Origin of the sequence: Thiosulfatimonas sediminis, from assembly GCF_011398355.1 — a bacterium.
Lineage (GTDB): Bacteria > Pseudomonadota > Gammaproteobacteria > Thiomicrospirales > Thiomicrospiraceae > Thiomicrorhabdus > Thiomicrorhabdus sediminis_A.
Map to the genome: position 1 here is coordinate 1,817,579 of NZ_AP021889.1, position 15,013 is coordinate 1,832,591.

21 protein-coding genes are annotated in these 15,013 nt (G+C 42.0%); 3 read left to right on the forward strand and 18 right to left on the reverse strand.

Translation table 11 applies throughout. The annotated features are described in order from the left end of the window. Positions 1-30 precede the first annotated feature (30 nt). From HRR27_RS08450 to HRR27_RS08475, 6 genes are all read right to left on the reverse strand, one after another. Positions 31-174 carry a hypothetical protein gene (locus HRR27_RS08450; protein WP_173272762.1) on the reverse strand — a complete coding sequence of 48 codons (144 nt, stop codon included), beginning with the start codon at positions 172-174 and terminating at the stop codon, positions 31-33. Beyond that, positions 171-680, reverse strand: coding sequence for a hypothetical protein (locus tag HRR27_RS08455; protein ID WP_173272764.1), 510 nt, complete (start codon positions 678-680; stop codon positions 171-173). Before HRR27_RS08455 ends, HRR27_RS08450 begins: the two co-directional genes overlap by 4 nt. Before the next feature lie 307 nt (positions 681-987). Next, entirely contained in the window at positions 988-1,653 is a 666-nt protein-coding gene (locus tag HRR27_RS08460) for a hypothetical protein (protein ID WP_173272766.1), read from the reverse strand. Between the two features lie 191 nt (positions 1,654-1,844). After that, positions 1,845-2,258, reverse strand: a complete 414-nt coding sequence (locus tag HRR27_RS08465) for a hypothetical protein (protein WP_173272767.1) — start codon at positions 2,256-2,258, stop codon at positions 1,845-1,847. 23 nt (positions 2,259-2,281) lie between these two features. Further along, positions 2,282-2,656 carry a hypothetical protein gene (locus HRR27_RS08470; RefSeq protein WP_173272769.1) on the reverse strand — a complete coding sequence of 125 codons (375 nt, stop codon included), beginning with the start codon at positions 2,654-2,656 and terminating at the stop codon, positions 2,282-2,284. A 10-nt stretch (positions 2,657-2,666) separates the two neighbouring features. After that, positions 2,667-3,080: a hypothetical protein gene (locus HRR27_RS08475; RefSeq protein ID WP_173272771.1), complete on the reverse strand. Its 414-nt coding sequence runs from the start codon at positions 3,078-3,080 to the stop codon at positions 2,667-2,669. A gap of 184 nt (positions 3,081-3,264) precedes the next feature. Here HRR27_RS08475 and HRR27_RS08480 point away from each other — a divergent pair, with 184 nt between their 5' ends. Both HRR27_RS08480 and HRR27_RS08485 read left to right on the forward strand, forming a co-directional pair. Further along, on the forward strand, positions 3,265-3,918 hold the full coding sequence (locus HRR27_RS08480; protein WP_173272773.1) for a DUF6710 family protein: 654 nt from the start codon (positions 3,265-3,267) through the stop codon (positions 3,916-3,918). Then, positions 3,915-4,130, forward strand: coding sequence for a hypothetical protein (locus HRR27_RS08485; RefSeq protein ID WP_173272775.1), 216 nt, complete (start codon positions 3,915-3,917; stop codon positions 4,128-4,130). The genes HRR27_RS08480 and HRR27_RS08485 overlap by 4 nt, the downstream gene beginning before the upstream one ends. A 163-nt stretch (positions 4,131-4,293) precedes the next feature. Here HRR27_RS08485 and HRR27_RS08490 read toward each other — a convergent pair whose 3' ends face one another. From HRR27_RS08490 to HRR27_RS08520, 7 genes are all read right to left on the reverse strand, one after another. Further along, a complete protein-coding gene (locus HRR27_RS08490; protein ID WP_173272777.1) occupies positions 4,294-4,491 on the reverse strand; it encodes a hypothetical protein in 198 nt (65 codons plus the stop codon). 520 nt (positions 4,492-5,011) lie between these two features. Next, the gene (locus HRR27_RS08495; RefSeq protein WP_173272779.1) at positions 5,012-5,308 is read right to left on the reverse strand and encodes a type II toxin-antitoxin system RelE/ParE family toxin; all 297 of its coding nucleotides are present in this window, start codon (positions 5,306-5,308) and stop codon (positions 5,012-5,014) included. Positions 5,309-5,328: 20 nt separating this feature from the next. Next, the gene (locus HRR27_RS08500) at positions 5,329-5,568 is read right to left on the reverse strand and encodes a ribbon-helix-helix domain-containing protein (protein ID WP_173272781.1); all 240 of its coding nucleotides are present in this window, start codon (positions 5,566-5,568) and stop codon (positions 5,329-5,331) included. Between the two features lie 86 nt (positions 5,569-5,654). Continuing rightward, positions 5,655-6,098, reverse strand: a complete 444-nt coding sequence (locus HRR27_RS08505; RefSeq protein ID WP_173272783.1) for a hypothetical protein — start codon at positions 6,096-6,098, stop codon at positions 5,655-5,657. A 536-nt stretch (positions 6,099-6,634) separates the two neighbouring features. Then, the gene (locus HRR27_RS08510) at positions 6,635-6,826 is read right to left on the reverse strand and encodes a hypothetical protein (protein ID WP_173272785.1); all 192 of its coding nucleotides are present in this window, start codon (positions 6,824-6,826) and stop codon (positions 6,635-6,637) included. Between the two features lie 234 nt (positions 6,827-7,060). Further along, positions 7,061-7,345 carry a type II toxin-antitoxin system RelE family toxin gene (locus HRR27_RS08515; RefSeq protein ID WP_173272787.1) on the reverse strand — a complete coding sequence of 95 codons (285 nt, stop codon included), beginning with the start codon at positions 7,343-7,345 and terminating at the stop codon, positions 7,061-7,063. Beyond that, a complete protein-coding gene (locus HRR27_RS08520) occupies positions 7,335-7,595 on the reverse strand; it encodes a type II toxin-antitoxin system Phd/YefM family antitoxin (RefSeq protein ID WP_481923848.1) in 261 nt (86 codons plus the stop codon). The genes HRR27_RS08515 and HRR27_RS08520 overlap by 11 nt, the downstream gene beginning before the upstream one ends. 136 nt (positions 7,596-7,731) lie before the next feature. Between HRR27_RS08520 and HRR27_RS08525 the strand changes: the two genes are divergently transcribed. Continuing rightward, positions 7,732-8,145, forward strand: a complete 414-nt coding sequence (locus tag HRR27_RS08525; RefSeq protein ID WP_173272789.1) for a hypothetical protein — start codon at positions 7,732-7,734, stop codon at positions 8,143-8,145. Positions 8,146-8,188: 43 nt separating this feature from the next. On the opposite strand, the gene HRR27_RS08530 is transcribed toward HRR27_RS08525, so the two are convergent. From HRR27_RS08530 to HRR27_RS08550, 5 genes are read right to left on the reverse strand one after another with little or no spacing between them, the layout of a single operon-like run. Beyond that, entirely contained in the window at positions 8,189-9,946 is a 1,758-nt protein-coding gene (locus tag HRR27_RS08530; protein WP_173272791.1) for a conjugal transfer protein TraG N-terminal domain-containing protein, read from the reverse strand. 11 nt (positions 9,947-9,957) lie between these two features. Then, a complete protein-coding gene (locus tag HRR27_RS08535; RefSeq protein ID WP_173272793.1) occupies positions 9,958-11,325 on the reverse strand; it encodes a hypothetical protein in 1,368 nt (455 codons plus the stop codon). Further along, positions 11,322-11,837, reverse strand: a complete 516-nt coding sequence (locus HRR27_RS08540) for a hypothetical protein (protein ID WP_173272795.1) — start codon at positions 11,835-11,837, stop codon at positions 11,322-11,324. Before HRR27_RS08540 ends, HRR27_RS08535 begins: the two co-directional genes overlap by 4 nt. Further along, the gene (locus HRR27_RS08545; RefSeq protein ID WP_173272797.1) at positions 11,827-14,712 is read right to left on the reverse strand and encodes a conjugative transfer ATPase; all 2,886 of its coding nucleotides are present in this window, start codon (positions 14,710-14,712) and stop codon (positions 11,827-11,829) included. Before HRR27_RS08545 ends, HRR27_RS08540 begins: the two co-directional genes overlap by 11 nt. Further along, on the reverse strand, positions 14,713-15,003 hold the full coding sequence (locus tag HRR27_RS08550; protein ID WP_243830814.1) for a TIGR03751 family conjugal transfer lipoprotein: 291 nt from the start codon (positions 15,001-15,003) through the stop codon (positions 14,713-14,715). Between the last annotated feature and the right edge of the window lie 10 nt (positions 15,004-15,013).

Sequence of the window (15,013 nt, forward strand, 5' to 3'; positions counted from 1 at the left end):
AAGCGCGGTTCGTTGAAAAAAACGAAATCGCTAAAAGATAGCGGTATCGGCGATTTTATAGGCCAGCAAAATCTTCTCAAGTTCTGACAGCGGCAAAGTCATAACAACCTCACCATTTTTGTAAAAGACAACACTCTCATCTTCGACAAGATAAGAATCATAATTCTGACTCATGCAGCTACCCCTCTAGCACCAACATTGAACTCAACACGATAATCGGTTGAATTACCGCATTTACGCAACTCTTCAATATGAGTGACGTTGTGAGCTATTCGATTGGCGACAAACACATCCTCAATTGACTTAAACAAATCTGACTCATTAACTGGAAACCAAAGATCAATCAGCTCCATGCAGTCAATCTCGGTCGCAAATTGCATTTCCCTTGTTAAGTGCGCGCACAAAACGCCATTAACTTCCTGAACAATGATATTAATCGAAGCCCTGCCATCTACTTCAGGACTTGAGTTAACATCTTGCCAATGCGTAACCATTGCCGATTGACTACCTGACTCTAAAGAAACGCTTGAACCCGGCTCTTTTTGTAAAGAACTAAGTTTTTTTGAACAAGATTCAGAATCAAACCCGCAATCAGAAAGCACACCCTCAACTTCTGTTAAAGAAAAATAAAGAGCATTTGAACGCTCACCCATAGGATGAGAAATAAATAAAAGAAACATAATTGTATATCCAAATAAGAGATACACCGCCACCCTCCCGGGCATTGGTGTACCCCGAAGGTTAAAATTAAATCCGCCTGGTAAACCAGGTTGCAGCCAACGGATCCGATGGGGCTGCTTAAGGGCGCTAAGCGAACTTAGCAAGGGTTGCTGATCTAACGATCAAACAATTCTCTATACCGGCTCCTGGAACCGTCATAGAGAATTGTTTTTTGATCCATTAATTTTTATGGACCAACCTGCCGGTAGGTCTAAAAAATTAAAATGAAAGTTAACCGGCGCAAAAGCACCGGTCGTAGTTAAAACCCTAACGCAAAAGGTCAATATCGCTTTTGTCAAAGTTATGGTGGATAAGATTATCCTTCAAAACTGAAAAGTCCTGCTGCAACAACTCTGAAATGAATTCAGGATATTCAAACACCTCACATTCATAATCAAAGAATTCAGAAATCGCTTGTCGTTTAAAGTCTGGATCAAAATATTGAATAACTTTCAAAGCTAATTCATTCAGATAATCCGGATCAAATTCACAAATTATCTCTTCCGGATAAAGCAAGTGATAGTCGGTAGCCACTCGATCAAACACAACCATAAGAATAGCTTCTTTAATCAAGTTATCTGCACCAGAATCGGCAATATCACCAGGTGAACTAAAATCCAGTCGGCCTTCATCGTAACCTGTATAGTAGGTATCAATGCCGTTGACAAAAACATCCATTTTAGCGAATGGGTTTTCATCAACTGTAAGGCCTATTGATTCAGACTTTTTATCAAATCCTTCAACAATTTTTGCTAAGGAATCTGACATTAATCGATTCATGAAAGCATTCGCATTCATGCCTTCAACCGTCATATCAGAAAGAATTGTTTCGACAAGATCATCAGAATGGGTTTCATTCCAATCACGGTATGAATCTTCAAGGCATGGAACAACAAGGTGCGCAACGCCGAAAACATCGTTAAAAAATGACATGGTATATCTCCTAAATAAAAAAGGGATATACCAGCCCGACAGGGAGTATATCCCTGTGGGGTAAAAAATGGTTTTACCGGTTAACCGGTTGCTGACAAAGTAAAACCGAAGAGGTCAGCTAAAGGCGCTTACCGAAGTAAGCAAAGGTTCACTCAATGAGTGATAAACACTGAAATCTTATCAAAAATGAATCAATGCGACGCATTTAGATTGGCTTGAGTGAACTTTTTTTGCACGAACTCCAAATTTAAAATGCGTAACAAGACAATCCAACCAACGATAAATGCTACATCTTCAGTGGCTTTTAGCATCCCAAAAAACGCTAGATCGAGGGCAGATAAAACCAGTGCGCCCGAAGAAAAGTAGAGTGCTGCCCTTAACGCCCAAGGCTTGGTCATTACAAAACCAACAAACCAAATCCCCCAAGCAATACCAAAAATAACCGAACCAAATTGCACAAAAATATTCGACGAAATAAGCGAATCATTAAGTGCTATTGCACGATCAATCAGACCTGGATCAGATTGAAACAGATAGATTGAATTAATGATCACTAAGAATAATAAAAACCAATGGCCATACTTAAAAACATTTAATTTTTTCATTCTGATAAACCCCAAAACTCAGATTAATATTTGTAACGCTCTCTTTTTGAGCAATGGATTAAAGCCGATATGAAAAATGAAACAACCCCTACACCACCAACAATAATGCTTGATGCAAAGACAATGCTGTTACCGCCATAGACATAAAGCAGAATCGGGTTTGAGACCAGGATCAATGCCAAATAAAAGAACACTCTCTTCCACCCACACCACAAACGGCGCGAACTGGCCACAAGAATAAATCCAACAACCGCCAAGCCAAAAAAGACAGCATAAAAAACGTCCGGATCCCGCTCCATTCCATAAGGCGTGCTTGTATTAAGCACATAGCCAGCGGACAAAGCCAATAATACTGCGGCAGCTAAACTAAAAATTATTCGTGTAATAAAAGTAAACATCACAATCCCTTTAACTAAAGCGGTACAACCGCTTTTTCTTCTTGATCAATGTTCGACAACTTGATTGGTCGGCTGTTTTTTGAAGTCGATAAGAATCGAACTCTTTGATCAACTGGTAGCAATGACCTGAATCCAAATCTGAATAAAATCGGTAAATCATGACGCCCTGCTTTTTTGGATAAAATCGAACAGTAAAATGATGGCTTCCCTTTGGCAGTAGCAAGTTATCATGCAACGCAATTTGGCCATTGACTGAAACAACATGAAGATCATTCGACTGAGTTCCATCTAAACCACTGATTACGCTGTACCGATGTTCTTTTTCGACTGGCTCAGAATCAATGGGCTTAGATGGATTAACCGAGCAACCGGATAAAACAATCATTGAAACCAACAGCAAAACCCTGGACATACAAAATTTCATTCAACGCCTCCTAACTAAACTTAAGAGTCATGCTATCAAGCGAATGAAATTTTGTATGTGATTCCAAGTGCGGAAATTCTGTACTTGGAATTTTGGGGCGTTTAGCAGTGATTTTTTGAGATCCATTGCTAGAATGTCAAATTCGACTAGAAATGTAACCGAATAAAAAATCAGAATTCAAAAAATGTTTAAATTTAGAAACAAGAAAATCGACCACAAAAAGAAGCAATTTAGGAACTTAGTCAATCTTGGCTTACAGATATACAAAGAGAACCCTAATGCTCTTCAAGCCTACATCAATGGACTTGCTCGCAAGGTGCAATATCAACGTTTCGTAGACTATGCCATGTCAGATATGCACGCTGCACCTCACAATAGACAAGAGGATTTTTTTGGCAGGTTTTTCAATAAAAATGCAGAATATGAATTATTGGAACGATTAAGAAGCGACCCACCCGAACAAATGATAGATCTCTCTACTGATACTGTCATTGCTGAACCCTGGCATCATGGAAGATTCATTAGCTGCATGGAAACGATTGGAGAGCCTGAAAACCCTTGGAAAGAGCACAAAACTAATCACTTAGGGTTCACATTCTTACCATCAAAAATTACCTGGATCGGCGGAGGGAATCATTCCATAACGACGGGGATTTTAAAAAACACTGGTACATTCCAAACCACCGAAGTTTATGATCTGAGCAAGATTTTCGATAGTATTTATTCCGATGGAATTTTCTTTTGGAACAAAGACGCCAAAGAACGAATTTCACAAGTTATATTTTTGGAGTTTGCTGCAATCTATGAAATTGAACGGCAAGTAAGGAGAGTCCAATGAGTTTCTACAGAGATCTACTAACAGAACAATATGGCAGTGAAATCGGTTCTATCGTCGGTTGCGGTTTAGATCGATTGGAGCGAAAAGTGTCATCAATTGAGATCCAAGAAGCCGTCCAATTTTATGAAGCGAACAAAATAACGATTAATCACGAAGCTATAAATCATCGACGAGAAGCAGTGGCAAATTTTGTTCGGGAGCAATTTTATTGATTTTGGCCAAAATAAAAAACCCGATCATTTGATCGGGTTAAAGATATGTTTATCCTCTCTTATGCTTTCGTAGCTCTTGGATGAAACCAACAGCATAGAGAGCTAGAAAAAACAAACCAACGCCTAAAAGCGCCCAAGTGAAAGTAGACATATACTAACCTCCTTATTTATTTTCCAACTCCGATGAAAAGGAAAATAAGCCTAATACATAGAATAGCAATCCAAGCACCATAGCCTGTAAAGCTTCTTCATGCGTTGTTGCAGGCGAACCTAAAAAGATAGCTGCCAAACTACCACCGGCAAGAACAAGTCCAAGCTTCCTCAGGTCTTCCCTAAGCGCTTTAAAGTTAATATTAACCATGCAAACTCCTTGAAATAAAAATCCAACGAGAACACAGCACCCAATGGGAAATGTATTCCCATTGGGGTTAAGGGCATCCTAGTTTTACAACGCGGATAAGCGTTTAAAGATACTGAGCACACTCAGCAAAGGCTTGATAATAAATCATCGAAACAACCTTTATGATAAACCAATTTTTTTGGCTGTACCAGAATCCGTAGAACTGACTATTTGCTTGGCTGAAGCAGCCTTTCTAGTCAACAACTGGCTCAAATCTAGCAAAATCAACACAGTGGTTATGATTAACTTTTCTATTCATTAGTCAAATCAGGCACTGGTCTTAAACTGCCTTCAGGCAGTGCCTTTTAGCGCCGCAGGCGCGGGATGATACACCGGGACGGTGTGCCCTTACCGGATAAGGCCTTACCCATTAAGGCCGCCCTTCCTTTAGACCCCTTCCCTTGCACCATTCTTTTAACCAATTCCGTTTAGCGGTCGCCCTCGACCGCACCCCTTATGCCCTTACAAAGCCCTTAAACCCTTACTCGGAAAACTGACGCAGCGGATCTTGTTTCTGACTAAGAACTCGATACACTTTCAAGCAGCATAAATCTGAGGTGAAGTAGATCGTATGGTACTGGTAAACAAAGCGGCTTAAATCTGGCTTCAACGACGTACAATTAAGGCCAAGATCAGGGTATTGAGCTAACGTATCAAACGCGTTTGACAAGCCAAAATAGTATTTTTCAGCCTGCACCAATCCAAAATTTTCAATCGTATATCTGGCAATTTTCTCAAGATCGTTTTCAGCTTCTTTCGTAAGTACAATTTCTCTCACTAAAAATTAGCCTTTCACGATTAGCCTTTCATGCTCGATACGACCGAATCCCAAATCCTCTTCGGTGCTTTCTCACTCAAACCAGATTTTTCAGCATCGTCAATCATCTGAATTAACTCGGACTCTGCTTCTTTACGCAACATTTCTTTACGCAATAAACTACGAATAAATTCCGAATCATTTCCAAAATGACCAAGCTCAACCTGGCTTTTAATCCAACTATCTTGCTGATCGGTCAATGTAATGGTTTTTCTAAGCATCGCTAGACTCCTAAAAACAAGTGTATGAATATATCATACTCAAAATTAAGGCGAAAAAAAACCGCGACAAAGCGCGGTAATTTATATCAAGAAAGTGACCAGGTAACTTGGTCAGTCTTAATATATCCAGCCTTTTGAAGAACATGAGTTTTAAATTCAAGTTCCGCAGTGCTAGGAAAGATTTTAATTGAATCCTTCATTTTGCGACCAAGATTCCAAGACAGGTGTTTTTCATTCAGTGGGCGCAAACCGACATAAAACAAAAACTTTAACTGACCTTCACTTGGTTGATCGTGCAGTTCAAACAAGGGTGGCTTGTCTGTCTTTGCACTATCTTTATTTAAAGAAGGTGATGGCAAAGCCGGTGCCAAAAAAGCTTGTTTAAGCTCTTTAACCACCGCTGGCACAAGACCTTTATAGCCTTCAATCAAGCCACTTACAAAAGCGTAAATAAGCACTGAAGCCAAAAAAACCAAAGGTGATCCAGCAATGAAGCCAATAACGGCTGACACGATAATATTTCTAATCATGGTATATCTCCAAAATAAAAAAAGGGATATACCACCCCACCAGGACGATATATCCCTGATGGGTAAAATGGCTAAATTTGGTTAGCCGTGGGTAACTTTGGAGATTTTTACTCCAATAGATTTTTCTTTTTCCTTTTTAATAGCCGCATTATTTTTAATAGTCGCAACAGAACACCAAAAATTGCGAACACAACTAAAAGAAAAACAATTACCTGTGTACTCATAACTTCCTTTTTAACAAGACCAAGAACATTAGCTTTGATGCTTATCTGTTTTTTGCTTTGAGTCTTTATTTATAAACCAAACCAGAATAACAATGAAAAGTGCAATTAATGCAGAACCAATTAATCCTTCATTTTCTTCCATGCTTTTAATCCTCACTACTTTTAGAATAAACTTCTAGCGTATGCAGGAGACCAATCACTACTCTTGATTATTACGTTCTTGATGTTTTGCCCAAAAGTAGAAACCGAGAGCAAAAATACCAAAACCGATACTGACTGCTAAAACAGCAATGTCCATTCCATTTATATTACTCATTTGACTTCCTTTTTAACAAGACCAAGAACAACAGTACCAATTATCGTTAGCATAATAAAAACGCCACACGAAACATAAAATAAAGCGTGATCCGGCGTTTCTAAGGATTTGTAACCAAAGTATCCGAACTGCGCTATAGCAATTAACTTAGCCGTTTCTGCTATGTACTTCGCCTGATTTTCATTCATAGGCGTACCTCCAAAGTAAATTTGAGATACACCGGTTCCCTATGGGATTGGCATATCCCATAGGGTTGATAAAAAATGGCTTCGACCGGCGAACCGGTTGCTGACAAATAAAGCCGTTAGGTCAGCTAATGGTGCCTGGTTATTTGACAACGCTAGGCGGCGTTTAAAGGTGCTTACCGCAGTAAGCAAAGGCCTGATGATAAATCATCAAAATGCCATTTAATTTTAGCAAAATTAGATTCGATTTATAGCGGCTTTGTAAACTTGGTTACGGTCTCTTTTGCCGACAGCGATCACGGAAACCACCAATTCATTGTCTCGCACTTGGTATACCAGGCGATAACCCACACTGCGTAATTTGATTTTGTAGCAGTCATTCAGACCATTTAGCTTCGCTGACTCAACATGAGGATTCTCAAGTCGTTCTTTCAGCTTTTTGCGAAACGCTTCTTTAACGGTCGCATCAAGCTTTCCCCACTCCTTCAAAGCGGAATCTTTGAAAGTAAGGCTATAGCTCATCAAGATTAACCGAAACTTCTGGCTCATCTTGACGCTCTCGAACCAAAGCCGCTAACTCCAAATCTTCGATTCTATCGAGCAGCTGTTCATAGGCTTTTGCCGGCACAGCATAAAACACCGGTTGATTACGATTTAAAATCGCCACCGGAAACCCTTCACCTTGCTGAAGCACCGCCATCGGGTTCTTCTTCAGCTCCGAAATCCCGGCGCTGACGCCGCTTAAAATAGGATGAGTAGAAACAATCGTCACACTAATAACCCTCTTAAATACTTTTTAACAGGTCTTATCGTAGCATTTTGCTTGACAAAAAAGAATGTACAAATAACCCGAAAGTCGCCTATACTAAAAAATAGTATATTTTTATTCAGTAAAAGGGAGTCGTATCATGACACCTCAAAAAGCAAAGCGTATCGGTATTGCCGGTAGCCACGCATTGTGGAAATACCTTAAAACTGCAACTCTTCTGAGTTGGCAAGGTTTGGTTTGGGTATTTGGTTGGATACGAATTTTCTTTTTAATAGTTGTTGAAATGGCATCCCTTTCTACAGAAAAGAAAACCAATACAATGGCAGAAGATGACATTCGTAAGAAAGCAGAAGATGACGATTTTCGCGCATTTACAGACTTTGCCACAGTTTCAGGAAGCAACATTTATCCATCTGATGTGAAATTTGCGAAAGATATGTATGGCAATATATACAAAGAATTTGTCATATCTGACATAATGAGTGAATCACTAAACACCCCTTCAGACTCAATTACCGAAGAAAAACTGGAAGAGAATAGAGGTTGGAAATAACCATCTAGCGCGGGGCACTTACAAACCCCGCAATTACAATGAATTACTTCGGATTGTATTTGTTTACAAAACCTGTATAAGCGCCACCAACTCCCTTAGCAGCTTTCGATGTCTGTGAACCAACTAACCCAGTTGCTTTACCTGCTACAAACGAACCTCCACTTCTTCCTGGATTCGATAGGCCGCTAATCGCCTCACTTGTAGCCTGTGCCGTTTCATAACCAGATAAACTCATCATTCTCATAAACACCGTCGGTAAAATAAAATACAACGTAAACAAGAAAATCATAAACAGCATGGATTTAAGGCTAATGTCCAGGTCAAGCAAGTTATAGGCATCCGGATAGAGAATACGAATCAACCCTTCTTGCATCATCGATGCAACGTGCCAGATCAATGGCAGCATCAATGCCCCTAAGATAAACATCGCGTGCTTAATCACCGACCCAGCACTAAACCCCGAAATCGGTAATGTAAACGCCATAAACATCAATGACCCAAAGATTAAACCAGCTTGAATCATCATCAACCCTGGTTCCAAAGCACGAAGGATCGTGCTAAAAATCGTCGCCCACTTAATCGCCGAAAAGAAAACCGCAATATCGCTGACCCAGTTTGCACCATCAACAATCGCTTGCTTTGTTTTTTCCTCTATACCTACAGGGTTAGGTTCGTCAGGATCCGCAATTAACTCATGCGTACCGTTACGCATTGCCATTTGGATCGTTAAATCTTTTGCCGTTGATGAATCTCCAACCCCAAAATTACTTTCCGTCCAATCCAGAAAATCCGCCGTATTTTTACTCGCGTACCAAACCAGCCCATCAACTTTATCCCCCAAATCATCCATCGACATGGCATCATTTGCGACCGCATCAAAGGTAGTGTCACGCAACCCTGGATGCTCGTAAATAACCGACTTGTAATGATCATCATCATTATTGGCCGTCCACCATTGATAACAAGATGGTGTTGATGTACTTGTTAAATCTCGCCCATTCTGATCTTGCGCACTTGAGTTGGTAAATGTGGTTTCAATGCCTGACTGCTCTGCATACTCAACCGGCATGGTTAAAGGATCCCCTAAACACATACCGTCATTAATGTTTTGCTGAGTACACGCCTTATAAAGCCCAGGCGTGGTTAAAAACACACTGTTCCCAACAAAACGTATATCTTTTTGGCTCAGCTCACCTACCGGAATATCCCCACGATTTTGATAACGCGCCATTGCCGGTAAATAGCAGGATGAGATAAATCGATTAAGTTCATCTTGTACTTTTGGATCATCAACCTTCATTGACCCCATGACCGCGAACATTGCCGATGCTTGCTTTGAAAAGTCCAGCCATTCCTTGAGCTGATTCACTGCGGCCTTCGTCGAATTGATGATCACAAACCATCCCGGCGGGATTGGGATTTCATCGGCAGTCACACCCATGTTTTGCTGTGCCGCAGTGAATTTCTGTGCATTCTCTTCTGGGTTTTCCGATTGAGAGACATTGGCATTTTGAATTTGCTCAATGTACTCAGCTGGCTTGTACGTCGTTGCCGCGTTGGGCATCCAAAAAAGGAGAATAACCCCCATTGCAATGCCTACGTCAAAGAAGTTGCGGCGCATTTCCACAACGGATGCCGTGCCCATTTCCTGAGAAGACAAAGTGCTGCGCCAGTTATTAAGCATAATCAGAATCAGTGGCACCAAATGCAAATTTAGTGCCCAGATAAAATAAGTAACCTTACTGTAAAAATCCCATCCAACGGACGTTAAGATAACTTCAAGATAGTTTTCTGAGTACATAACATCGCCGCCTATTGAAGTGTAGGAGACTTAGCTGAAGGATCGACACCCAACGGGTTAAGCGTTTTTTCAGGCAACTCATACACCTCATTCGCCAAATCACTCACCAATTCCTTACGCAAACGATACTCAAACATCGCTCTTTCAATTTCCTTCTCAAGCTCTGCAATAATTTTCTCAATGTTTTCTTTTGCGACCTTGGATGCACCGATATTCGGCTCTGACATTGAGGCGATCAAAGCGCGGCGTGCAATTAATGCCTTATCAATTTCCATATTCAAAGCAATCTCACCCGCAAGCGCATCGACAATTAACGGTTTTGCAGACGAGTTATTAATTCGATTTGCAAAATCTTCTGTTATAAATAGTCCGCTTGTTCCGAGTTTTGCCAACTGCTTATCACGCTCATCACTCGATCGCGTGTTAATCGCAATACTCAAGCTTTCGTGTACGTTAGACTGATTCATCGAGGCCTGAGTAAGCAAACCCTTGCCTGCTGCCCGATCGGGCGTGTACTTAGGCTCATCCGTAATAAAGATCTCTTCAAACCCTAGAGTGTCCTTTAACCAAAGCTCTAATTCCTCTGGTTCCTTGAATATCCGATATAGCTCAGTCGATGTTTGGGTTGTGGTATTTGGTTCATTAATAGCGGTCGCCGGTCGCTGCAACATCGTGTTATAACCGGCGGTTGCACCGATACGAACCATGTCAATCGCATCTTGATCCTTGCCGCCTACTTTTTTAATGCCTTTTCCTGGAACCGGCATATCCACACCTTTGTCACCCGATTCCGCTTTCACTTCTTTCACTACCGCCGTCGCTGACGATGGGGTTTCGCTTTGCGTTTTTTCCTGCAAATTGTCACCCATCCCGAAAAACTCCCAATCTTTATACGGATTTTTTCCGGAAGCGATTTCGGCCTCGATCTGCTCGCAAGATTTTGAACTCATCTTAAACAACTCTTCAGCGCGGTAAACATTGGTTTGAAATAACTGATAAATATCAGGGTGGTTACGCTGCAAGTACAACATCGGTAAACCGGAGATCATGCCGGTAATCGTCGATTCCGCGTAATTCATAATCTTGTCGGCATCGAGATCTTGAAAAAATTCATCGAATGACAAAAACGGATCAAAATTACCGCAACTGTAACCGGCACCAAACTTTAACTGACCACCAATTTTGTAGTTTTCATAATTCGTCGCCGGGTAGTTAAGCGGTCTTGAGCCGCCAATCTTGTAGTAAAAACGTGAATTACGATCGACATCAACAACTTCACTTTCATACAGTTTTTGGCGTTCAGTCGTCGTCAAAGCAAAGGCCGGTTGTGCGACGACTGCCAAAACACCAACAATTAATAATTTTTTACGAAAACTCATTTAGCAACCCCTTTAGATTTCAATAGGTCGATAACATAATTAAAATCGGTGCCATCAAGCACCAGTGCTGCACCTTGATTAACCACGGCTGCCGGATAAGACTGGAGTTGATAGCGTTCAGCTTGCAACTTCGACAGATAAGCTCGTTGCAACCTCGTCTGGAATTCCACGCTGCCGGTCAACGGATCCAGAATTACACGCGCTTTGCGCTCCATTTCCGCTTCGGTTTCCCCTCTAATCTGTGCTAGCCTTGCATTAATCGGATCGACAATCTGCTCCACTTCATCAACAACGTGAATGACAGCCTTTACACCCGGATAATCCCCCTGATCCAACCGAATTACCGGTGTACCGGAAAGCACAAATAACTCAATTGTTTCAATCTCAAATGGCGCATCCTGAGCCTTACTTTCAACCTGGCCATCTGCCAAAACTGCCCCAGAAAACAAGACTGAAACAAAACCTAAAGCTTGCACCAGTTTAAAAATATCGCCGATCAATTTACGCTGCATCTTTCATTCCTTTTCGAGACTGCTTCATTTTTTCAGCAACCATATAAGCTGCTTCAAGCTCGGTAACACCGTGTTTTTCCATCAACTCTTTACGCACTACCTTTTCATCTGTTTCTGTTTGCGCAAGCGCCATCGCTAAAGCCGGTGGCACATTGCGGAAAAGCGACAACACACGATCTGACAACACCACGCCTTCTGTGTACTTGCCTGGCTCTTTACGCGCTGCCAGTAACATCGACTTCTGATCTTCATTTAAGGGCTTGAATCGAGAGATCTGATCCACTTCGTCTTGCGTTGTTGACATCGTTACCCACCACTCCATGTTTGATAGCATTTTGGCGGAGGTATCTTTAAAGTCAGCCAAGTTCTGCGTTGCCAACCAAAACCACAAGCCCAACTTACGCGCCATTTTTGTCATGTTTGTAACGATGGGTGCAATCAATGGATTCGTCGTCGTGATATGCCCCTCATCAGCAAGCGCAATGATTGGACGCTTGTTATGCTGATTCGCTTCAGCAATCGAGATAACACGGTTAAGCATTGACACCATTGACACCCCAAGCATATCGGCGTACTCGGCATTGATCATCATCCCAATATCAAAAATGGTTACATCGGCATCCGGCCAAGGTTCGCCTTGACGGTTAAAGAAATCCCCACGAACGCCGGTACAGAAAATTCGTAGGTTATCGGCAAATTGCTTCAATCGATCACGTCGAGCATCAACATAGGTTTCAGTATCGAGCGCCATTTCATCCAAGGCATTCGCAATATCTTCGGTTAGCGTATAACCCTTCTCTTGGGTATCTTTACCGGCTTTGATAATGGCCTGCATAATGTCAAAACGCTCATGACGACGAATCTCATTTAACTCTTTCTCTTCACCACCGGTAATCATGGTGATCGCGGCAAGTGTCATTTCCCCTAGCTCATCACGCTGCGCATCATCTTCATCACCTTCCTCAAGATCAATTTCATCTTCTTCAGCCTTGATGATGAGATCATGTTCGCGCTCAAAAGCCATTGCCTGCTCTTCAGTCATCAATCCAAGCTCTTCTTTCACTTCATTTAAGTCCACTGCTGTAGCAAATGGATTCAGTGAAATTGGAGAACTCGGAGAAACAATAATCTGATTAACTGTCACGCCAAAGCGTTTCAAAAACTTACCTAAAAGATAAAAAGACTTACCTTTTTCGATGATGAAAAATTGCGCATTGTAAAAAGCCACATACTGCGCAATCAGATAGTTAAGCAGTGCCGACTTACCCGATCCGGTAGGACCAAGTATCAACGCAAAAGCGTTTTTCACTCGGTCACGAATCGGGTCAAACGCAAACGGTTCACCGCCTCGGTTGTAGAATAGGAAACCGGGGTTCTCGGTTCCTCTCGAACGCCCATAAAACGGCACTAATTTTGCGACTTGCCTAATAAAATATTTACGCGCGCGACGCAGTGACGGCTTCTTATCGTGTAGATAGTTATAGTTGAAAGGCAGTGCTCTAATAAACGTATCTTGAGCCGCCATATCGTACTCAAGCGGCACTGTCTTCAAACTGGCTGAATCAAGCGCAGTCGTCACCATGCGCGCCTTATAATCCATATCCTTAGCATTATCTGCGGTAACATAAACCCCCATTAGCGATTTAACCACCACATCGCCCTCAGCAATTCTGCGTCGAGTTACCGCAATTTTTTCGCGCATATAATCCACACGCTCATCATTACCAAGCACCGAACCTTGATACTTTGCAATCTCAGCATCCACCTCATCATCCGCAACAAACACCAAAACCTGCGACCAAATCGCACCGATCGGCATACCATCCCACAACGCAATACGCTTATCACCATTCTCAAGCTCTGCTGAGATATGCCCAATATTTGGGACTGCATTCGCTTCTTGAATCGTAATAAAACGTCGCGCCTTACCAGTGAAATACCAATTCCCTTGGTCATCTGAAAACGGACGAGTACCATGCAAAGACGATTCAGCAAGATCCGTATTGGAGTCTTCCATGCCGACCATATCTTCAAAATCGGGCTTATTTGAGTAGCCGTTCTTATCAAGATATTTATTGAAATCCTGTCCAAAAATTTCTGTGCCGGTCGGCACAAAGAAATGACTGTACCAACGATACATCTCCTCAATATCTAAGCGTTTTAAGCCGATACCTGCGGCCTTAAAACGGCTAGTCATCTGATCAACAATCGACTGCAATGGCGGTGCAAAATCCTTCTTGGTATTCGGCTTTTTACGCCACAAATACACTCTGACCTTACGGTAGCGCACAAACCAGTTTGCACCGGAAACCATTTCATCAACAAATACACCGTTGGGATCCGCAACATCATTCAAGTGTTCTTTTAGAACGCGAATCCACTCTGTTCTAAAGGCCTGGTTGTCGTGATCAGGGTGCCCATAACCATCGAACTTCTCGGCAAACTCACTGACATCGGCATCATCCTGCATCGTAATCTGCACAACCCAAGGACTCGCCAAATCACGCGGAATCGACTCGCGTAATACGCTCATAATCTTATTGTGAAGATTAGCCATAAATGCAGGAGTACGCCCATCTGCCTCAACCGGTGTAATTTCAAATGCCGCTCCAACGGTTTTACCATCGCGCAACATCACCTCATCACCAATCATCGTTTTTACTTGCATGAGATCGACAAAAGACTCACGCTGAGCCAACTCACTTTGTTGTTCAGGTGTTGATGTAATTAGCTCTGACCACTGTTTTTCAGTAAAAGGGATCTTACCCAACCCAGACCAACGAACGACTTGTGCATCCACATCCGCATCAGGCTTAGGTTCATTAACGATTGCTTTATTTTGGCCAAGGCCAAAAATACGATCCAAAAACTTCATTTATCGCTCCCCTGGCAGCGCATAGTGATCCGTTTCATACAACTTGAATGATGTCGCATAGCCCGGAACCGGTACACCGCTATGAGAGATATGAGGGTACACATACATCACTAAACTTGGATTTGGTAACATCGGAAACAACATATCCGTTTCACTCATAACATCCCGCGTATAAGGGTTGTAGTTGTACGCTTGCAACTCTTTTTTCATTGACTCTTCAGACTGCAACGACTTGGATTCAGGCACACCTTGGCGCATCAATTCAGCCGTTGACTTTCCATCTTTAGACATTTCTTGCAAG